Origin of the sequence: Mesorhizobium yinganensis, assembly GCF_040081985.1 — a bacterium.
Taxonomy (GTDB): Bacteria; Pseudomonadota; Alphaproteobacteria; order Rhizobiales; family Rhizobiaceae; genus Kumtagia; species Kumtagia yinganensis.
The window spans coordinates 158,238-176,902 of the sequence record NZ_JBEBMH010000007.1; the positions used below are offsets into that span (position 1 = coordinate 158,238).

General features: G+C 64.6%; 17 protein-coding genes. 9 read left to right on the top strand and 8 right to left on the bottom strand.

All coding sequences use genetic code 11. The features are described 5' to 3' along the window. Positions 1-47: 47 nt before the first annotated feature. The 3 genes from ABMA59_RS15660 to ABMA59_RS15670 all read right to left on the bottom strand — a co-directional run bounded on the left by ABMA59_RS15660 (position 48) and on the right by ABMA59_RS15670 (position 1,792). Positions 48-452: a type II toxin-antitoxin system VapC family toxin gene (locus ABMA59_RS15660; protein WP_349006295.1), complete on the bottom strand. Its 405-nt coding sequence runs from the start codon at positions 450-452 to the stop codon at positions 48-50. Further along, complete coding sequence (locus tag ABMA59_RS15665; protein ID WP_349006296.1) at positions 442-708, bottom strand: antitoxin; 267 nt, start codon at positions 706-708, stop codon at positions 442-444. The genes ABMA59_RS15660 and ABMA59_RS15665 overlap by 11 nt, the downstream gene beginning before the upstream one ends. 103 nt (positions 709-811) lie before the next feature. Then, positions 812-1,792 (bottom strand): GlxA family transcriptional regulator, encoded by a 981-nt coding sequence (locus ABMA59_RS15670; protein WP_349006297.1) that lies wholly within the window; start codon positions 1,790-1,792, stop codon positions 812-814. A 70-nt stretch (positions 1,793-1,862) separates the two neighbouring features. Between ABMA59_RS15670 and bcoG the strand changes: the two genes are divergently transcribed. The 6 genes from bcoG (at position 1,863) to ABMA59_RS15700 (ending at position 9,340) form a co-directional block, all read left to right on the top strand. Continuing rightward, positions 1,863-2,789 (top strand): 3-dehydrocarnitine:acetyl-CoA trimethylamine transferase BcoG, encoded by a 927-nt coding sequence (gene bcoG, locus ABMA59_RS15675; RefSeq protein ID WP_349006298.1) that lies wholly within the window; start codon positions 1,863-1,865, stop codon positions 2,787-2,789. An 11-nt stretch (positions 2,790-2,800) separates the two neighbouring features. Continuing rightward, positions 2,801-3,883 (top strand): 3-hydroxyacyl-CoA dehydrogenase NAD-binding domain-containing protein, encoded by a 1,083-nt coding sequence (locus tag ABMA59_RS15680; RefSeq protein ID WP_349006299.1) that lies wholly within the window; start codon positions 2,801-2,803, stop codon positions 3,881-3,883. Between the two features lie 123 nt (positions 3,884-4,006). Continuing rightward, positions 4,007-5,170 (top strand): acyl-CoA dehydrogenase family protein, encoded by a 1,164-nt coding sequence (locus ABMA59_RS15685; protein ID WP_349006300.1) that lies wholly within the window; start codon positions 4,007-4,009, stop codon positions 5,168-5,170. Positions 5,171-5,342: 172 nt separating this feature from the next. Then, positions 5,343-7,577 carry an acetate--CoA ligase family protein gene (locus ABMA59_RS15690; protein ID WP_349006301.1) on the top strand — a complete coding sequence of 745 codons (2,235 nt, stop codon included), beginning with the start codon at positions 5,343-5,345 and terminating at the stop codon, positions 7,575-7,577. A gap of 88 nt (positions 7,578-7,665) precedes the next feature. Next, positions 7,666-8,448 carry a carnitinyl-CoA dehydratase gene (locus ABMA59_RS15695; RefSeq protein WP_349006302.1) on the top strand — a complete coding sequence of 261 codons (783 nt, stop codon included), beginning with the start codon at positions 7,666-7,668 and terminating at the stop codon, positions 8,446-8,448. Positions 8,449-8,500: 52 nt separating this feature from the next. Next, a complete protein-coding gene (locus ABMA59_RS15700) occupies positions 8,501-9,340 on the top strand; it encodes an alkaline phosphatase family protein (protein WP_349006303.1) in 840 nt (279 codons plus the stop codon). A gap of 36 nt (positions 9,341-9,376) precedes the next feature. Here ABMA59_RS15700 and ABMA59_RS15705 read toward each other — a convergent pair whose 3' ends face one another. The 5 genes from ABMA59_RS15705 to puuE form a co-directional block, all read right to left on the bottom strand. Next, positions 9,377-10,321, bottom strand: a complete 945-nt coding sequence (locus ABMA59_RS15705) for a cation diffusion facilitator family transporter (RefSeq protein WP_349006304.1) — start codon at positions 10,319-10,321, stop codon at positions 9,377-9,379. A 109-nt stretch (positions 10,322-10,430) separates the two neighbouring features. After that, positions 10,431-11,024: a nucleoside deaminase gene (locus ABMA59_RS15710; protein ID WP_349006305.1), complete on the bottom strand. Its 594-nt coding sequence runs from the start codon at positions 11,022-11,024 to the stop codon at positions 10,431-10,433. A 31-nt stretch (positions 11,025-11,055) separates the two neighbouring features. After that, positions 11,056-11,556 (bottom strand): ureidoglycolate lyase, encoded by a 501-nt coding sequence (locus ABMA59_RS15715; protein WP_349006306.1) that lies wholly within the window; start codon positions 11,554-11,556, stop codon positions 11,056-11,058. Positions 11,557-11,767: 211 nt separating this feature from the next. Continuing rightward, positions 11,768-12,607 carry a bifunctional allantoicase/(S)-ureidoglycine aminohydrolase gene (locus ABMA59_RS15720; protein ID WP_349006307.1) on the bottom strand — a complete coding sequence of 280 codons (840 nt, stop codon included), beginning with the start codon at positions 12,605-12,607 and terminating at the stop codon, positions 11,768-11,770. Positions 12,608-12,617: 10 nt separating this feature from the next. Continuing rightward, complete coding sequence (gene puuE, locus ABMA59_RS15725) at positions 12,618-14,060, bottom strand: allantoinase PuuE (protein ID WP_349006308.1); 1,443 nt, start codon at positions 14,058-14,060, stop codon at positions 12,618-12,620. 173 nt (positions 14,061-14,233) lie between these two features. On the opposite strand from puuE, the gene uraH reads away from it, so the two are divergent. The 3 genes from uraH to xdhB all read left to right on the top strand — a co-directional run bounded on the left by uraH (position 14,234) and on the right by xdhB (position 18,664). Continuing rightward, positions 14,234-14,599 (top strand): hydroxyisourate hydrolase, encoded by a 366-nt coding sequence (uraH, locus tag ABMA59_RS15730; RefSeq protein WP_349006309.1) that lies wholly within the window; start codon positions 14,234-14,236, stop codon positions 14,597-14,599. Positions 14,600-14,601: 2 nt separating this feature from the next. Beyond that, the gene (gene xdhA, locus ABMA59_RS15735) at positions 14,602-16,077 is read left to right on the top strand and encodes a xanthine dehydrogenase small subunit (RefSeq protein WP_349006310.1); all 1,476 of its coding nucleotides are present in this window, start codon (positions 14,602-14,604) and stop codon (positions 16,075-16,077) included. 229 nt (positions 16,078-16,306) lie between these two features. After that, the gene (gene xdhB, locus ABMA59_RS15740; protein WP_349006311.1) at positions 16,307-18,664 is read left to right on the top strand and encodes a xanthine dehydrogenase molybdopterin binding subunit; all 2,358 of its coding nucleotides are present in this window, start codon (positions 16,307-16,309) and stop codon (positions 18,662-18,664) included. Position 18,665 lies beyond the last annotated feature (1 nt).

An 18,665-nucleotide genomic window follows, 5' to 3' on the forward strand; every position in this document is an offset into this window, starting at 1 on the left:
CTTTTGCTCCCCAAGAGACCGTGGCTACCGACTGTTGGGTCGCTCGACTAACCATTCCAATCGTCCACCTGCAGCCCGGGAACGTGCCGAAATGCACGGTCAGAGGTAATCAGCGTCGAGCCGAGCGAAAGGGCGTGAGCCGCGATCAGCATATCGAGAGGGCTTAGAGCACGGCCATGCAACCGCATCTCGGCTCTCAGTCGCCCATACTCGGCAGCCGTTTCGCGTGTCCAAGACAATATCGTGAGGCGACTTAACATCGCCGCCATCATCCGGGCGACCCGGGTAGCGCCGGGAGATTTTGCGATGCCGAAGAGAACTTCGCCCTCGGTTATGACGGAGATGCACAGTTCGCCTAATCCGTAGCCGGCGAGACGCTCATCGATGCGAGCGGACTCTCCACGTGCCGCCATGCTGACGGTATTCGTATCGAGCATGAACCTATAGGTCATCGAAGATATCGTCGCGTTCCTGCGCTCCCTGCTCGCGATCCGTCATGAAGTTTCTCAGTTCCTCCGGCGCGATCTCATCGCGCAGCCGGAAAAATTCACTCCAGGACGTCGCATCCTTCCTCACAGGAGAAAGGATCACATCCCCTGTTTCAGGGTCGCGTCGTATCTCGACCTCGGTTCCTTCAAATCGGAATTCCGCGGGCAGCCGGACGGCTTGGCTGCGGCCATTCTTGAACAGTTTTGCGACATGGGTCATTTGGCGTGCCCAGACTGGTATAGACCATGATATATACCATTTCCGCCTCGTGTTCAACGCGGCATATGCGGCCGCCGGCCGCACTGCAGCTTGGCCGTTCGCCTTATCCACGCCGCATGCGAACCGGAGCCTCGCCGAATGCCCGCGAGAATGCGCGGGAAAAGGCGGCGGAACTGGAGAAGCCGCAACGGGCGGCGACGTCGGCCATGGCAAGGCGGGTGTCGAGCACCAGGCGGCGCGCGGCGTGGAGGCGCAGCCGCAGGTAATAGGCGCCGGGAGTCTCGCCGATCGAGCGGCTGAAAATGCCTTCCAGCGTGCGGGCCGTCACGCCGGCGCGCCGGGCGATGGCGGCCGTGGTGAGTGGCTGGTCGATGTGGGTTTCCATCAGCCGGATGGCCTGGGCCAGACGTGGGTCGAAGCCGTCGAGGCGGCCAAGCGAAACCAGCGGCTGGGCGTCGGTCGCGGCGCGCGCCTGATCATAGATGAAGACACTCGCAACATCGAGCGCCACCGCCATGCCGAGGCGCGAACGGATGAGGTGGAGCATCAGGTCGAAGGTGGGGGAGGCGCCGCCGGCGGTGAAGGCGGGGCCGTCGATGACGTAACGGTCGGGGCGAACGTCGGCGCCGGGGAAGGCGGCGGCAAAATCCTCCATGTCTTCCCAATGAGTGGTGGCGGCGCGGCCTTCCAGCAGGCCGGCGCGGGCGACCAGCCAGGAGCCGGCCTCGATGCCGCCACAGGCGCGGGCGGAGCGGGCGACGCGGCGGATACCGGAAAGCAGCGCCGGCGCGCCGTGGTCGCGCGAGCCAAATCCGCCGATGATGGCCAGCATGTCAGTCCGCACGGTCGGGTCGAACCGGCCGGAGACGGCGACCGGCAGGCCGGAGGTGGTGACCGGGGGGGTGCCGTCGACGGAAACGATCTTCCAGTCGAACAGTGTCTCGCCGGTGACCCGATTGGCGGCGCGCAGCGGATCGATCGCCGAGGCGACGCACATGATGGAGGAGCCCGACAGAATCAGGAAAGTGACCGATAGCGGCGTGCGCTCGGGCTGGAAGATGGAAAGCTTTTCGCTTTTTACCATCTGCATTTCGTAAAATGCAAAGACGTTTCTCCGCAAGTGGGGCATTGTCGCGCGAACTGGAGGAGATTTCATGCCGCTCGAAATGAACCGCGAGGTTTTCATCACCTGTGCCGTCACCGGTTCGGGCGGAACGCAGGACCGCAGCCCGCATGTGCCCCGTTCGCCCAAGCAGATCGCCGACTCGGCGATCGACGCGGCCAAGGCTGGGGCGGCAATCGTCCACTGCCATGTGCGGGACCCCGAGACGGGAAAGCCGCGCCGCGACGTGCATCTCTACCGCGAAGTGACCGAACGCATCCGCGAGGCCAATGTCGACGTGGTGCTGAACCTGACGGCCGGCATGGGCGGCGACATGGTGTTCGGTCCGGTCGAGAGCCCGCTGCCGCTCGCCGAGAAGGGGACCGACATGGGCGGCGCGTCGAACCGCGTCGAGCATGTGCGCCAGTGCCTGCCGGAAATCTGCACGCTCGACTGCGGCACGATGAATTTCAACGAAGCCGACTATGTGATGACCAATACTCCAGGGATGTTGCGCGCCATGGGCGGCATGATGACCGAGATGGGCGTCAAGCCGGAGATCGAGGCGTTCGATACCGGGCATTTGTGGTTCGCCAAGCAACTGGTGTCGGAAGGCGTCTTGAAGCCCGACGCGTTGGTGCAGCTCTGCATGGGCGTGCCGTGGGGGGCGCCGGACGACCTCAACACGTTTATGGCGATGGTCAACAATGTGCCGTCGGACTGGACGTGGTCGGCCTTCTCCATCGGGCGCAACCAGATGGCCTATGCGGCGGCGGCTGCGCTGGCCGGCGGCAATGTGCGCGTGGGGCTGGAGGACAATCTGTGGCTCGACAAAGGCGTGCTGGCGACCAATGCGCAACTGGTCGAGCGGGCGGTGTCGATCGTGGAGAATATGGGCGCGCGGGTGCTCGGGCCGGATGAGGTGCGCGGGAAGCTCAATTTGACCAAGCGCGCGCCCGTCGCGGCCAAGGCGGCATAAGGACCATCCGCATGAACACGATCAGGAAAGCAGCCGCCATCGGCGGCGGCGTCATCGGCGGCGGGTGGATCGCGCGGCTGGCGCTGAACGGCATCGACGTCGCGGTGTTCGATCCGCACCCCGAGGCCAAGCGCAAGGTCGACGAGGTGATGGCAAATGCGCGCCGCGCCTACAAGCGCATGGCGACCAAAGGCCTGCCGAGGGAAGGCAGGGTGACCTTCACTGCGTCCATCGCGGACGCGGTCAAGGGCGCCGACTTCATTCAGGAAAGTGTGCCGGAACGGCTCGATCTCAAGCTGAAGACGTTGGCCGAGATCGAGGCCGCCGCGCCGGCGGACGCGCTGATCGGCTCGTCCACGTCCGGCTTCAAGGCGACCGACATGGCGAAGGACATGAAGCATCCTGAGCGTTTCCTCGTCGCGCACCCGTTCAACCCGGTCTACCTGCTGCCGATCAACGAGATCGTGCCCGGCGAGAAGACCAGCAAGGGCTTCGTCGAGCGGGCGCGCGAGGCCTACACCTCGATCGGGATGAAATGCGTCGTGATCAACAAGGAGATCGACGCTTTCGTCGGCAATCGCTTGCTGGAGGCCGCCTGGCGCGAGGCGCTGTGGCTGGTCAAGGACGGCATCTGCACGGTCGAGGAACTCGACGACATCATGCGCTACGGCTTTGGCCTGCGCTGGGCGCAGATGGGCATGTTCCAGACGTATCGCATCGCCGGCGGCGAGGCCGGCATGCGGCATTTCATGGCCCAGTTCGGCCCGGCGCTTGCTTGGCCATGGACAAAACTGATGGACGTGCCGGAATTCAACGAGGAACTGGTCGATCTGATCGCCACGCAGTCCGACGACCAGTCCGGCCGATGGTCGATCCGCGAACTGGAGCGCATCCGCGACGAAAATCTGGTCGGCATCATGGAAGCGTTGGCCAAGGCCGAAAAGGGCAAGGGCTGGGGCGCGGGCGAACTGCACAACAGCTACGTCAAGCAGCTCGGCAAGGCGGCGAAGGCAAAGGTCTCGCAGGCCGCCGCCAAGGCAAAAGCTGATAAGCCGAAGAAGGCCGCATCGGCGAAGGCCAGCAAGAAAGGCTGAAGCGATGAATTTCGCTCTTCGGGAAGAGTGCAGGGGACAGTTTACTTTCTTTCCGCCTGCACGAGCATTGATGCCTCGCCGCCTTTCCGCGGAAAAAAGTAAACTGTCCCCGGGAGCGACGCCATGAATTTCGGCCTTTCCGAGGAACAAAAACTCATCGTCGAGACGACGCGCGCCTTCGTCGAGAACGAGCTCTATCCGCATGAGCGGGAGGTTGAGCGCACCGGCCATCTTCGCATGGACCTCATCAAGGAGCTGCAGGCGAAGGCGATGGAAGCTGGGCTCTATGCCGCCAATATGCCCGAGGATGTCGGCGGCGCGGGGCTCGATACGGTGACCTGGCTGCTCTACGAGAAGGAACTTGGCCGCGCCAATTATGCGCTGCACTGGACCTGCGTGGGGCGTCCCTCCAACATCCTGCTCGCCGGCACGCCGGAACAGCGCGAAAAATACCTGTTCCCATGCATCCGTGGCGAGAAGTGGGATTGTCTCGCCATGACCGAGCCGGGGGCGGGGTCAGACTTGCGCGGCATGAAGGCGAGTGCCGTACAGGACGGCGATGATTTCGTGCTCAACGGCACAAAACACTTCATCAGCCATGCCGACCTCGCCGATTTCGCCATCGTTTTCATGGCCTCCGGCGAGGAGGACTCTTCGCGGGGAAAACGGAAAAAGATCACGGCGTTCTTTGTCGACAAGGGCACGAAAGGTTTTTCCGTCCGCGAGGGTTATCGCAACGTGTCGCATCGCGGCTACACCAATTCGGTGCTGGAATTCGACGACTGCCGGCTGCCGAAGGAGCAGGTCCTCGGCGAGGTCCACAAGGGTTTCGAGGTCGCAAACAGCTGGCTCGGCGCGACGCGCCTGCAGGTCGGCGCCACCTGTCTCGGCCGTGCCGAACGCGCGCTTCAGCATGCGATCGCATATGCCGCGCAGCGCGAACAGTTCGGCCAGCAGATCGGCAAATTCCAGGGCGTGTCGTTCAAACTGGCCGACATGGCGACCGAGCTGAAGGCCGCCGACCTGATGGTGTTCGAGGCCGGCTGGAAATACGACCAGGGGACGGTGACCGACCAGGACATGGCAATGGCCAAGCTGAAGGCCACCGAGGTGCTGGCCTATGTCGCCGACGAGGCGATCCAGATCCATGGCGGCATGGGACTGATGGACGACCTGCCGCTGGAGCGCATCTGGCGCGACGCCCGGGTGGAGCGCATCTGGGAGGGGACGAGCGAAATCCAGAGGCACATCATTTCGCGTGCGCTGCTGAGGGCGGTGGGCGGATGAGCGGGTTGATGCAGATTTCCCTCCCCCTTGCGGGGGTCCGGAGGACGGCCGCGAAGCGGTCGGGTGGGGTCGGTGCGGCAGCGGGCCGACGCCTGTCAGCCCCTCACATTTCGTCACCGACCCCACCCGCCGCGCTGCGCGCGGCACCCTCCCCGCAAGGGGGAGGGAAAAGATGAACCGCCTCGAACGCATGCTGCGGCCGAAATCCGTCGCCGTCATCGGCGGCGGCGCGTTCGGCACCAATGTCGTGAAACAGTGCCTGAAGATGGGGTTCGCCGGCGACATATGGCCGGTGCATCCAAGCAAGACGGAAGTCGAGGGCGTAAAAGCCTACAAGACCGTGGCCGAACTGCCCGGCGCGCCGGACGCGGCCTTCATCGGCGTCAATCGGCATCTCACCATCGAGATGGTAAAGGCGCTACGCGAAAAGGGCTCTGGTGGCGCGGTGTGTTTCGCCTCGGGCTTTCGCGAAACCGGTCATTACGATCCCGAGGGCGACGGTCTGCAAGACGCGCTGCTGGAAGCGGCCGGCGACTTGGCCGTAATCGGGCCGAACTGCTACGGGCTGATCAATTATGCCGACGGCGCACTGCTGTGGCCCGACCAGCATGGCGGCATCAGGCTGGAGGACGGCGCGACCGGCGTCGCCATCATCACCCAGTCGTCCAACATCGCCATCAACATGACCATGCAGGCGCGGGGCCTGCCTGTCGCCTACATCATGACCGCGGGCAACCAGGCGCAGACCGGCCTGTCTGAAATGGCGCTGGGGCTGATCGAGGATTCCCGCGTCTCGGTGCTCGGCCTGCATATCGAGGCGTTCGACAAGGTCGACGGGTTCGAAAGACTGGCGGCACGGGCGCGGGACCTGAAAAAGCCGATCGTTGCCATGAAGATCGGCCGTTCCGAGCAGGCGCGCGCCGGCACGGTGTCGCATACTGCTTCGCTCGCCGGGTCGGACGCGGCGTCCGACGCTTTCCTGAAACGGTTGGGCATCGCGCGGGTGAACTCGATCCCATCCTTCCTGGAGGCGCTGAAGCTGCTGCACGCGCATGGGCCGCTCGGCGGCTACCGGCTCTCGTCGATGAGCTGTTCCGGCGGCGAGGCGTCCGTCATGGCCGACAGCGCCGAGGGTCGAAAGGTGTTTTTCCCGCCGCTGACCGATGAACATCGAGCGCGGGTGAAAGCCACGCTGGGGCCGCTGGTGGCGGTGGCCAATCCGCTCGACTACCACACCTTCATCTGGAACAACGAACCGGCCATGACCGCGACCTTCGGGGCGATGGTGTCGGGCGGGTTCGACCTCAACATCCTGGTGCTGGACTTTCCGCGCCGCGACCGTTGCTCGGATGTCGACTGGTGGACGACGCTGGCGGCCTTCGAAAGCGGGCTGAAGGCGCATGGCGCCAAGGGCGCGGTGCTGGCCTCTCTGCCGGAGAACTTACCGGAGGACTATGCGCCGAAACTGATGGCGCGCGGCATGGTGCCGCTCTACGGCATTGCCGAGGCGCTCGACGCGGCGGAAGCGGCGGCGACGATCGGCGAGGCATGGGGAAGGTCCTCCCCCCTTGAGGGGGAGGTGCCCGCGAAGCGGGCGGAGGGGGTACTCTCAGAAGGCGCCGCCTTTGTCTCTCGTGCTGCCGCAGCGACCCCACCCGGCCCTTCGGGCCGTCCTTCGGACCCCCTCAAGGGGGAGGGAACGCTCGACGAGGCCGCCGCAAAATCGCTTCTCGCCAAGTCCGGTGTCTCCGTTCCGGCCGGCCGGCGCGCGGCAAGCATCGCGTGGGCCGAGGCCGCCGCCGAGGCGCTGGGTTTTCCGGTCGCGCTGAAGGCGATGGGCGTAGCACACAAGTCGGAAGCGGGCGCGGTGAAACTCAACCTGCGCGACGTGGAGTCCGTCCGAGAGGCAGCCGGTTCGCTGCTGCCGCTGGGCAGCGGGCTCTATGTCGAGCGCATGGTGCAGGGCGGTGTGGCGGAACTGATCGTCGGTTTTACCCGCGATCCGCTATTCGGGCCGGTGATGACGCTGGGCTCGGGCGGCGTGCTGGTTGAGCTTCTCAAGGATTCAGCGACTTTGCTGCTGCCGGCGTCGCGGGCCGAGATCGAGGCGGCGTTGCGCGGGCTGAAGCTTTTCCCGTTGCTTGACGGGTTTCGTGGCCGGCCGAAGGCCGATATGGCCGCGGCGATCGGAGCGATCGAAAGCCTGGCGGGTTTCGTGCTCGCGCATGCCGATGAGATCGACGAATTGGACATCAATCCGCTGATCGTCTGCGCCGAAGGGCAGGGCGCCTGGGTCGCGGATGCGTTGATGGTTGTTTCCTCCCCCCTTGAGGGGGAGGTGGTCGCGAAGCGACCGGAGGGGGTTGCCGCAGAAGGCACCTCCGGGCTCCGCGCCGCCACAAGATGAAGTCGCGCGCTGCCGCTATGACCCCACCCGGCCGGGCTTTGCCCGGCCACCCTCCCCTCAAGGGGGAGGGAGACGCAGGAGCCATTTCATGACCGAATTCATCACCACCCGCCGCGAGGGCGCGATCCTCGAAGTTACGCTGGATCGGCCGAAGGCCAACGCCATCGACCTGAAAACCTCTCGGCTGCTCGGCGAGACGTTCCGTGCCCTGCGCGACGATCCCGAGCTTCGGGTGGGAATCGTGAAGACGGTCGGCGACAAGTTCTTCTCGGCCGGCTGGGACCTGAAGGCGGCGGCGGGCGGCGACGCGGTCGACGGCGACTACGGCGTCGGCGGCTTCGGCGGGCTGCAGGAACTGCGCGACATGAACAAGCCGGTGATCGCCTGCGTCAACGGCATGGCGGTCGGCGGCGGTTTTGAACTGGCGCTGTCCTGCGACCTGATTTACGCCGCCGATCATGCGAGTTTTGCCCTGCCCGAAATCCGCGCCGGCACGCTCGCCGATGCGGCGACGGTGAAGCTGCCGAAGCGCATCCCCTACCATGTCGCCATGGACCTGCTGCTCACCGGCCGCTGGATGGATGTACAGGAGGCGCATCGCTGGGGGCTGGTCAACGAGGTGCTGCCCAAGGACAAGCTTGAGGACCGCGTGTGGGAGATCGCGCGGCTGCTCGCTTCCGGGCCGCCGCTGGTGTTCGCTTCGATCAAGGAAGTGGCGCGCGAGGCGGAGGCCATGACTTTCCAAGACGCGATGAACTGGATCACCAAGCGCAAATTCCGCACCGTCGACGAACTCTACGCTTCGGAAGATGGGCAGGAAGGCTTTCGCGCCTTTGCTGAAAAACGCGATCCGGTGTGGAAGGGGCGTTGAAAGCGCGGCTGTTCTATCGTTGAAGACGTCCTGAATTCATTTCGGAACGCCCATGCCCCTGTCCTCAAAACTTCTGCTGATCATCCTGGACGGCCTGCCCTGGCGAAACTGGAAGCCGTTCATGGGTAATCTTGAAGGCTGGGTGCAGTCCGGCGAGGCGCGCAAATGGCGGATGCGCTCGGTGCTGCCGTCGACTTCGGCGTGCTGCTACGCCTCGATCCACACAGGCGTTTCGCCGCAGGTGCATGGCGTGACCTCCAACGAGTTCCGGATGAGGGTGAGCCAGCCCGACATTTTCTCCGAGGTGACGAGGGCCGGCGGCAAGACTGGCGCGGTGACGCATTCCTACTGGTCGGAATTCTTCAACCGCTATCCGTTCGATCCTGTGCGCGATATCGAATATGACGAGCCCAAAGGGCCGATCACGCATGGCCGGTTCCACACCATGACCGGCTACAACCACACCAACCAGATGACGCCAAGCGACGTCGACCTGTTCGCCACGCTGACGCGGCTGGCCGAGGTCAAGGGCATCGACTACGGCATCCTGCACACCTGCACGGTGGATTCCATGGGCCACCGCTATGGCCAGGACTGCGTGGAGATGGACAATGCGCTCTACTATCTCGACTCGGCGCTTGCCGGGTTCCTGCCACGCTGGCGCGACGCGGGCTACGAGGTGATCGTCACCGCCGACCATGGGCAGACGCATCGCGGCCACCATGGCGGCCATGACGAGGAGATGCAGGACGTGGCGCTCTATTATTTCGGCGGCGGCGAGGGGCTGGCGTCGGACGTGCTGCTGGATCAGCTGCAGCTTGCGCCGAGTGTGCTGACGCGGCTGGGTGTACCGGTGCCTGAAACGATGCGGGCTAAGCCGTTCCTGACTTGAGCCGAGGCTAGGTCGGCCTCAACTGGTTGCCCGGCTTCAATCCGCCAGGGCCGCGCGGCGCTCCTGCCAGGTGGCCGGTGTCTGGGGCTTGACGAACAAGGCAACGACCTCCGGCAATTCGGTGCGGACCGTCGTCTCGAGCCGGATCACGCAAGCTTCGATGTCGGGAGCGCTGGCATGGTCCTCGAATTCGAGGCTGAGGGCGGCGACGATCTGGTTGGGGCCGAGATGCACGGTGATGACACCGTTGGCGCCGCGTATAGCCGGGTCGGCCTGCGCAATCCCGAGGATGGCCTCCTGCATTTCCGGCAGGGCGGCCTCGCCCATCAGCAGGCCCTTGCTCTCGCGCGCCAGGAAGATGGCCGTTAGACCCAGAATGACGGCGATGCCGATCGAAGCGACGCCGTCGAGTTCGGGCATTTCGAAGATCTGCGAGGCGACGATGCCCGCGAATGCAATGCCGAGGCCAAGAAGGGCTGCGCTGTCCTCGAAAAGCACGGTGAAGACGCTGGGATCCTTGCTCAGCCGGACCGCCTCGATGTAACCGAGCCGGCCCTTCGTGATGCGGAATTCCTTCAGCGCGACGAACCAGGAAAAACCTTCGAACAGCATCGACAAGCCGAGCACGATGTAGGTGACGCTGACATTGCGGATCGGTTCCGGTTCGAGGATGTGGATGACGCCTTCGTAGAATGAGACGCCGGCACCGAGCGCGAAGACCAGCAGCGCGACGATGAAACTCCAGAAATAGAGTTCGCGGCCATGTCCGAACGGATGGGTGCGATCGGCCGGGCGCGCGGCGCGATGCATGCCGAACAGCAGCAGGCCGCCATTGCCGGTGTCGACCAGCGAATGCACGCCTTCCGACAGCATGGCAGAACTGCCGGTGAAGAAGGCGGCGACGAATTTGGTGGCGGCGATCAGGAAATTGCCCGCGAGCGCGGCGTAGATGACGGTCTTCGATCCCGAATGCGCGGCCATGTCGGCGCCCTCGTTGCCTGTTTGCCATCAGTGAATAAAGCAAACGGCAAGTCGTTGCATCGAAAGGCCTGCGCGGCTGAACCGGAGGTACTCCGGCGAGGCGAAAAGATCAGTTCAAGGGGATATCATTGTCCGTCTTGCCGTCCTGATAGACGGCCGAGAGGCTGTCGTAGCGCCGCGAGATGCCGGCGATGCGGGATTCCAAGCGTTCACGGTCGGCGTCGGGAAGCGCGCGCGCCAGCCGGCGGATCGAAAAACTTTTCCAGTAGGCGTTCTCGGCGTTGTAGCCGCCGGGGCCGAGGGTGAAGACCTCCTTCAAAATCTTCAGGTCGTGCGGGATGGCAAAGCTGTCGCGCGAATCCTCGTGGCTGAACAGGTAGTAGAAATTGTCGAAGCCGGTCCAGGTGATGGCCGAGAGGCAGAGCGAGCAAGGCTCATGCGTGGCGATGAAAAGGCAATCCCTGGTGTCGGGGCGGTCGGCCTTCGGCATTTCATAGAACCGCTTCAGGCAGTGGACTTCGCCGTGCCAAAGCGGGTTTTCCGTCTCGTTGTTGGTCTCGGCGATGACCAGCGAGCGGTCGTCCTTGCGCAGGATGGCGGCGCCGAACAGCTTGTTGCCGTGGGTGACGCCCTCGGCTGTCTTCGGCACGATGTCACCCTCGATCACGTCGAGAAGCCGGTCGATCAGCGAAACGTCGGTCATGGCCTCACCCGGTGATGGTCAGTGGTGATGGTCAGGCTGGCAGCCGGACTTCGTAGGGTTCGTCGAAGAAGAACTCTTCCAGATTATTGCCGTCTCCACCGCGATCGACAATGGCAAAATCCTGCGGCTCGCCGATCGGCGTCAGTACACCGTGCCAGGAATTGCGAGGATAGTTAATACCTTGGCCGGGTGCGGCGAGGAAGGCATGCGGCGTGCCGGGTTTTCCCCCCTCGTCATGGCAGACGACGACCAGGAACGGCCGCGCGCCAAGCGGGATGAAGGCCTGGCTGCCGAAGGGATGGCGCTCGACCATGGTCAGCGTCAGCGGGAATTCATAGGGCGTGCCGCGCACGGTCGAGATCAGCACGCAGGCGTTCGGGCCTGTGGCATCCGCCGTTGCCAGTGCATGAAAACGCTCGGCCCTGCCGCCATTGATCGGGAAATGGTTGTCGGTCGTGCCGGTTTCGATGACCTCGCCGAAGGCGGTGAAGTTTTCGCGCGTGAGCGGTTTCGCGGTGATGATGCGGGTCATGCGGCGACCCCTTGCGAGTAAAGTCGGCGCTCGTTCGCACCCCCCTCTGGCCTGCCGGCCATCTCCCCCTCAAGGGGGGAGATTGGCTGGCCGCTTTGGTTTCGCCAACCGTCTACGTTAGAGATGGGGCGGTGGCAACGAAGCTGCCAATCTCCCCCCTTGAGGGGGAGATGGCCGGCAGGACAGAGGGGGGTGGGAAGGAACGCCAGCATCACGACCTCACGCCAAAACCGCCCAATTTCATGTGCCGGTTCACGTCCTTGTAGAGCAGGTAGCGGAATTTTCCCGGGCCGCCTGCGTAGCAGGCCTGCGGACAGAAGGCGCGCAGCCACATGAAATCGCCGGCCTCGACCTCCACCCAATCCTGGTTCAGCCGATAGACCGCCTTGCCCTCCAGCACGTAGAGGCCGTGTTCCATGACGTGCGTTTCCGGAAAGGGAATGACGCCGCCCGGCTCGAAGGTCACGATGGTGACGTGCATGTCGTGGCGGACGTCGGTGGGGTCGACGAAGCGGGTGGTCGCCCAGCGGCCGCCGGTGTCCGGCATGGCGAGCGGTTCGATCTCTTGCTCGTTGGCGAAGATAGCCTGGGGCGGTTCGAGGCCGTTGACGAATTCGTAGGCCTTGCGGAACCAGTGGAAACGCGCGGGGGCCTGCCCCGCATTGCGCAGGGTCCAGTCGCTGCCCGGCGGGATGAAGGCGTAACCGCCCGGCGTCATGCGGTGCGCCTCGCCGGCGAGGGTCACCGTAACTTCGCCCTCGACGACGAAGATCACTCCCTCGGCGCCCTTGTCGGGTTCGGGCCGGTCGCTGCCGCCGCCCGGCAGCACCTCCATGACATATTGCGAAAACGTCTCTGCGAAGCCGGAGAGCGGGCGGGCGATGACCCATGCGCGGGTCTTGTCCCAGAAGGGCAGATAGCTCGCGACGATGTCGCTGAACTCCCGGCGCGGCACGACGACATAGGCCTCGGTGAAGACCGCCCGGTCTGTGATGAGGTCCGTCTGCGGCGGCAGACCGCCCCTTGGCGCGTAGTAGCTGCGAGCGGTCATGGTTTATCCCTCAGACAGGCAGAAGGTCGTTCAGGCGCAGGCGGGCGATGCGCTCGACCTGCTTGCAGGCAGTCGCGAATTCGGTCGCGCGGTCGCTGGCGATGCGTGTCTCGAAAGCCTGCAGAATGCCGGCCTTGGTGTTGTCGCGCACCGCGATGATGAAGGGAAAACCGAACTTTTCGACATAGGCGGTGTTCCGTTCGGTGAATTTCTGCCGCTCGGCGTCGGTCAGCGCGTCGAGGCCGGCGCTGGCCTGCTCCGAGGTCGATTCCGCTGTCAGGCGCTTTGCCTGCGCCAGCTTGCCGGCGAGATCGGGATGGGCGTTCAGCACGCCGAGGCGCTCGTCCTCGCTGGCCGAGCGGAAGGCGCGGCAGAGCGCATTGTGCAGGCCGCCGGCGCTGTCATGCGCCGGGCCGAGTTCGAACTCGAAGGCGCGTTCGGCGATCCAGGGGGAGTGCTCGAAGATGCCGCCGAATTTTTGCACGAATTCGTCACGGGCCATGCGCGAGGGCCGGAGCGCCGGTGCCTGGTAGGGATGCGTCTCGCGCCAGTGGCGGGCAATGTCGATGCGGCGCGGCAGCCAGACGCGCTCATGCGATTGCACGTAGTCGATGAAACGCTTGAGGGCCAGCGCGCGGCCGGGGCGGCCTACCAGCCTGCAATGCAGGCCGATGTTCATCATGCCGGGGCGGCCGGCCTGACCCTCTGCGTAGAGCGTGTCGAAGGCGTCCTTGAGATAGGCGAAGAACTGATCGCCATTGGTATAGCCGGCCGAAATGGCGAAGCGCATGTCGTTGGCGTCGAGCGTGTAGGGGATGATCAGTTGCGGCGGGATCGGGTTGCCGTGGCCGTCATGGTCCAGCCAATAGGGCAGGTCGTCGTCATAGGTGTCGGAGATGTAGGCGAAGCCGCCTTCTTCCGCCGCCAGCCTTACCGTGTTGATCGAGGTGCGGCCGGTGTACCAGCCGGTCGGACGCTCGCCCGTGACTTCCGCGTGCAGCCGGATAGCCTCGGCCATATCAGCCCGCTCGTCGTCGGCTGAGGTGTCGCGATAGTCGATCCATTTCAGGCCGTGAGAGGCGATTTCCCAGCCGGCCTCCTGCACGGCGGCGACCTGATCGGGCGAGCGGGCGAGCGCGGAAGCGACGCCGTAGCAGGTGACCGGTACGTTCGCCTGCGTGAACATGCGGTGCAGCCGCCAGAAGCCGGCGCGGGCGCCATATTCGTAGATCGATTCCATGTTCCAGTGGCGCAGGCCGGGCCACGGCTGAGCGCCGGTGATCTCGGACAGGAAAGCCTCCGAGGCGGCGTCGCCATGCAGCACGCTGTTCTCGCCGCCTTCCTCGTAGTTCACCACGAACTGGACGGCGACATGGGCGCCGCCCGGCCATTTCGGATCGGGTGGGTTCGCGCCGTAGCCGCGCATATCCCTGACATAGCGTTTCGGGTTCATTGCCCCAGGCGTTTCCTCTTTTGACCGAAGGATATCGAAGGCGGCGCGCGTGCCATCCCCCCAAAAAATTTGAAAGTCTTTTTGTGGCGCTCCGCTTCACCGGGACTTATGCATGGCCTTTAATTGCCGCACAATTCATGATCGCACGGGAACGTACCCTGGAGGGAGGCCGAATGGCGAAGGCGGAAGGCGGGCGGCTGACGACCCATGTGCTGGACACCGCATCCGGCAAGCCGGCGGCCGGCCTGAAAATCGCGCTCTACCGCGTTTCGGGCAATTCGCATCGGCTGCTGAAGACGGTCGAGACCAACGCCGACGGCCGCTGCGACGCGCCCCTGCTCGAAGGTGCGGACTTCAAGACCGGGCAATACGAGCTGATCTTCTTCGCTGGCGACTATCTGCGCGCCGCCGGCACGGCATTGCCCAATCCGGCATTCCTTGACCAGGTGCCGATCCGTTTCGGCATGGCCGAGCAGACTCATTACCACGTGCCGCTGTTGATTTCGCCCTACGGCTATTCCACCTATAGGGGAAGCTGACCGTGGCCAAGGTGAAACCCAGGACCGAAATCCGCTTCATCCTGAACGGCAAGGACGTTTCGCTGAGCGATGTCGCGCCGGACGCGACGCTGCTTGACTGGCTGCGGCTGGAGCGGCGGCTCTACGGCAGCAAGGAAGGCTGCGGCGAAGGCGATTGCGGCGCCTGCACCGTGCTGGTCGGTCGGCTTTCCGGCGGAAAACTCGTCTATGAAAGCGTCAACGCCTGCATCCGTTTCGTCGGCTCGCTGGACGCCACGCATGTGGTCACCATCGAGCACCTGAAGGGCAACGACGGGAATCTGCATCCCGTGCAGCAGGCGATGGTGGATTTCCACGGTTCGCAATGCGGTTTCTGCACGCCGGGTTTCGTAATGTCGCTCTACGGGTTGTGGATGAAGTCCGCGAAACCGTCCGACGCCGAGATCGAAAAGGCGCTGCAGGGCAATCTCTGCCGCTGCACCGGCTACGAGGCGATCATGCGCGCGGCGCGCGCTATCTCTACCTATGGAAAGGTGGCGAAGGACCCGCTGATGGCCGAGCGAAAGGCTATTATCGCGCGGCTCACGGCGCTGAAGGACGGGAGCCGAGTCGAGATCGGCGAGGGCAGGAAACGGCTGGTCGTTCCGGCCTCGCTGGACGATTTCGCAAAACTCTACAAGGACGAGCCGAAGGCGACCGTGGTCGCGGGCTCGACCGATGTCGGGCTGTGGGTGACCAAGCAGATGCGCGACATCGCGCCGGCTGTGTTCATCGCCGGGCTGGACGAGTTGAAGATGATTTCCGAGGCCGACGGCGCGATCAGCATAGGCGCCGGCGTCAGCTATACTGAGGCGTTCGCCCTGCTGGCGAAGCGCATCCCGGCGCTTGGCGCGCTGGTCAACCGCATCGGCGGCGAACAGGTGCGCAACATGGGGACCATCGGCGGTAACATCGCCAACGGCTCGCCGATCGGCGACACGCCGCCGCCGCTGATTGCGCTGGGCGCGCGGCTCACGCTCAGGCGCGGGTCGAAGTCGCGGACGATCCCGCTTGAGGATTTTTTCATCGCCTATGGCAAGCAGGACCGGCAGCCGGGCGAATTCGTCGACCGCGTTACCGTTCCCTTGCCGGTGCGCGGCGAGAAATTCGCCGTCTATAAGATATCCAAGCGGCGCGACGAGGACATCACCTCGACATTGGGGGCTTTCCGGATTGCGGTCGCGCGTGACGGCTCGGTTGCAGCGATCCGCATCGCCTTCGGTGGCATGGCGGCAACGCCGAAGCGGGCCTTCGCGGTGGAGGCGGCGCTGATCGGCAAGCCGTGGACGGAAGAGACGGTCGAGGCGGCGATTGCGGCCTTCGAAACGGATTTTACGCCGCTGACCGACATGCGCGCCACGGCCGCCTACCGGATGCTGGCGGCGAAGAACCTGCTGAGGCGGTTTTTGATCGAGACCAGCGGGACAAAGGCGCCGGTGCAGGTCGGGCGGGCGGCGTGATGAAGATTGTTCCGGACATGCGGCAGTTAGCGCTTCCTCGCACCCCCCTCTGTCCTGCCGGACATCTCCCCCTCAAGGGGGGAGATTGGCTGACCGCTTTGGGCTCGCTAACCGCCAGCGTTGCAGGAGTAGCGGTGCTGTCGCAACTGCCAATCTCCCCCCTTGAGGGGGAGATGTCCGGCAGGACAGAGGGGGGTGCGAAGGAACGCAAGCCTAGGAGGATGCATCCATGAACAAGCATACCTCTCCCGATCTCAAGGCACAAAAGATCGCGGGCGCGGTGCATACCGACGTGCGCCACGATTCGGCGCACAAACATGTCACCGGCGAGGCGATCTATATCGACGACATGCCGGAGCCGGCGGGTACGCTGCATGCGGGCCTCGGCCTGGCGAATGTGGCGCATGGCACGATCCGCAAGATCGATCTTTCGGCCGTGCGGGCCGCTCCCGGCGTCGTCGATGTGCTGACCTATGCCGATGTGCCCGGCGAGAACGATATCTCGCCGAGCGGCATGCATGACGATCCGGTGTTTGCCGAAGGCAAGGTGCAGTTCCACGGCCAGCCTATCTTTGCTGTCATCGCGAACACACGCGAGCAGGCGCGCCGCGCTGCGCGGCTGGCGAAGATAGAATACGAGGAACTGCCGGCCGTCATCGACATCTGGGGCCTCGATCCCGAGAAGGACCGGCAGGTGACGACGCCGCTGACGCTGAAGCGTGGCGACGCGGCGGGGGCAATCGCGGCTGCGCCACGGCGCATCAAGAACCGCATGAAACTCGGCGGCCAGGACCATTTTTACCTGGAGGGCCAGATCTCGCTGGCGGTGCCGGGCGAGGACGACGAGGTGATCGTCTATTGCTCGACCCAGGGGCCGAGCGAGACACAGCATCTGGTCGCCCATGTGCTCGGCGTGCCCAGCCATGCGGTGACCGTGGAAGTGCGCCGCATGGGCGGCGGTTTCGGCGGCAAGGAGACGCAGGCCAATCAATGCGCGGCGATTGCCGCGATTGCCGCCAAGAAACACAGGCGCGCCGTCAAGATCAGGCTCGACCGCGACGAGGATATGACCGCCACCGGCAAGCGGCACGACTTTGCCATCGACTACGACATTGGGTTCGACGACGAGGGCAACATCCTCGCCGTCGACTATATGTTCGCGCTGAACGCCGGCTTTTCTGCTGATCTGTCGGGGCCGGTGGGCGACCGGGCGCTGTTCCATTGCGACAACGCCTATTTCTTCCCGGCGGTCCACGCCAAGTCGGCGCCACTCTACACCAACACCGTGTCCAACACCGCATTCCGCGGCTTCGGCGGCCCGCAGGGCATGGTCGGCGCCGAGCGCGTCATCGAGGAGGTGGCGTTCGCCGTCGGCAAGGACCCCCTCGAAATCCGCAAACTGAATTTTTACGACCCGATGGGGGCGACCGGCGAGCGCAACGTCACGCCCTATCACCAGAAGGTCGAGGACAACATCATCCACCGCATCGTCGCCGAGCTTGAAGAGAGCGCCGACTATGCCAGGCGGCGGCGCGAGATTGCCGCCTTCAACGCCAACAGCCGGGTGATCCGGCGCGGCCTGTCGCTGACGCCGGTGAAATTCGGCATCTCGTTCACCAAAACCGAATCCAACCAGGCCGGTGCGCTGGTCCATGTCTATAGCGACGGTTCGGTGCACATGAACCATGGCGGCACCGAGATGGGCCAGGGCCTGCATCTCAAGGTGGCGCAGGTGGTGGCCGAGGAATTCCAGATCGACCTCGACCGGGTCAAGATCACGGCGACCACGACGGCCAAGGTGCCGAACACCGCGCCGACGGCGGCCTCCTCGGGCGCCGACCTGAACGGCATGGCCGCCCAGAACGCGGCGCGGCAGATCAAGCAGCGGCTCACCGATTTCGCCGCGGAATGGTATCAGGTGCCGGTCGACCAGGTGGTGTTCCTGCCCAACCGGGTGCGGGTCGGCAACCAGGAGATTCCTTTCGCCGACCTGGTCAAGCAGGCTTATATCGCGCGCATCCAGCTTTCTGCCGCCGGCCACTATAAGACGCCGGTGATCCACTGGGACCGGGCCAAGGGCCGGGGCCACGCCTTCTATTATTACGCCTATGGCGCGGCCTGTTCGGAGGTGTCGGTCGACACGCTGACCGGCGAATATGTCGTCGAACGCACCGACATTCTTCACGACACGGGCCGCTCACTGAACCGGGCGATCGATATCGGCCAGGTCGAGGGCGGGTTCATCCAGGGCGTGGGCTGGCTGACGACGGAGGAATTGTGGTGGGACGGCAAGGGGCGGCTGCGCACGCATGCGCCTTCGACCTACAAGATCCCGCTTGCCTCCGACCGGCCGAAAATCTTCAATGTCAAGCTGACCGACTGGTCCGAGGCCTATCAGCCGACCATCCACCGCTCCAAGGCCGTCGGCGAGCCGCCCTTGCCGCTCGGGATCTCGGTGCTGCAGGCGCTTTCGGATGCAGTGGCCAGCGTCGCCGGACACAAGATCTGCCCGCGTCTCGACGCGCCGGCCACGCCCGAGCGGGTGCTGATGGCGATCGAGCGGCTGAAGGCCGAGGCTAAAGGCTAGG

What these genes read in the sequence shown, in the direction of transcription:
- ABMA59_RS15660 (WP_349006295.1), bottom strand. Translation starts at nt 452, where the DNA reads ATGACCTATAGGTTCATGCTCGATACGAATACCGTCAGCATGGCGGCA.
- ABMA59_RS15665 (WP_349006296.1), bottom strand. Translation starts at nt 708, where the DNA reads ATGACCCATGTCGCAAAACTGTTCAAGAATGGCCGCAGCCAAGCCGTC.
- ABMA59_RS15670 (WP_349006297.1), bottom strand. Translation starts at nt 1,792, where the DNA reads ATGGTAAAAAGCGAAAAGCTTTCCATCTTCCAGCCCGAGCGCACGCCG.
- bcoG (WP_349006298.1), top strand. Translation starts at nt 1,863, where the DNA reads ATGCCGCTCGAAATGAACCGCGAGGTTTTCATCACCTGTGCCGTCACC.
- ABMA59_RS15680 (WP_349006299.1), top strand. Translation starts at nt 2,801, where the DNA reads ATGAACACGATCAGGAAAGCAGCCGCCATCGGCGGCGGCGTCATCGGC.
- ABMA59_RS15685 (WP_349006300.1), top strand. Translation starts at nt 4,007, where the DNA reads ATGAATTTCGGCCTTTCCGAGGAACAAAAACTCATCGTCGAGACGACG.
- ABMA59_RS15690 (WP_349006301.1), top strand. Translation starts at nt 5,343, where the DNA reads ATGAACCGCCTCGAACGCATGCTGCGGCCGAAATCCGTCGCCGTCATC.
- ABMA59_RS15695 (WP_349006302.1), top strand. Translation starts at nt 7,666, where the DNA reads ATGACCGAATTCATCACCACCCGCCGCGAGGGCGCGATCCTCGAAGTT.
- ABMA59_RS15700 (WP_349006303.1), top strand. Translation starts at nt 8,501, where the DNA reads ATGCCCCTGTCCTCAAAACTTCTGCTGATCATCCTGGACGGCCTGCCC.
- ABMA59_RS15705 (WP_349006304.1), bottom strand. Translation starts at nt 10,321, where the DNA reads ATGGCCGCGCATTCGGGATCGAAGACCGTCATCTACGCCGCGCTCGCG.
- ABMA59_RS15710 (WP_349006305.1), bottom strand. Translation starts at nt 11,024, where the DNA reads ATGACCGACGTTTCGCTGATCGACCGGCTTCTCGACGTGATCGAGGGT.
- ABMA59_RS15715 (WP_349006306.1), bottom strand. Translation starts at nt 11,556, where the DNA reads ATGACCCGCATCATCACCGCGAAACCGCTCACGCGCGAAAACTTCACC.
- ABMA59_RS15720 (WP_349006307.1), bottom strand. Translation starts at nt 12,607, where the DNA reads ATGACCGCTCGCAGCTACTACGCGCCAAGGGGCGGTCTGCCGCCGCAG.
- puuE (WP_349006308.1), bottom strand. Translation starts at nt 14,060, where the DNA reads ATGAACCCGAAACGCTATGTCAGGGATATGCGCGGCTACGGCGCGAAC.
- uraH (WP_349006309.1), top strand. Translation starts at nt 14,234, where the DNA reads ATGGCGAAGGCGGAAGGCGGGCGGCTGACGACCCATGTGCTGGACACC.
- xdhB (WP_349006311.1), top strand. Translation starts at nt 16,307, where the DNA reads ATGAACAAGCATACCTCTCCCGATCTCAAGGCACAAAAGATCGCGGGC.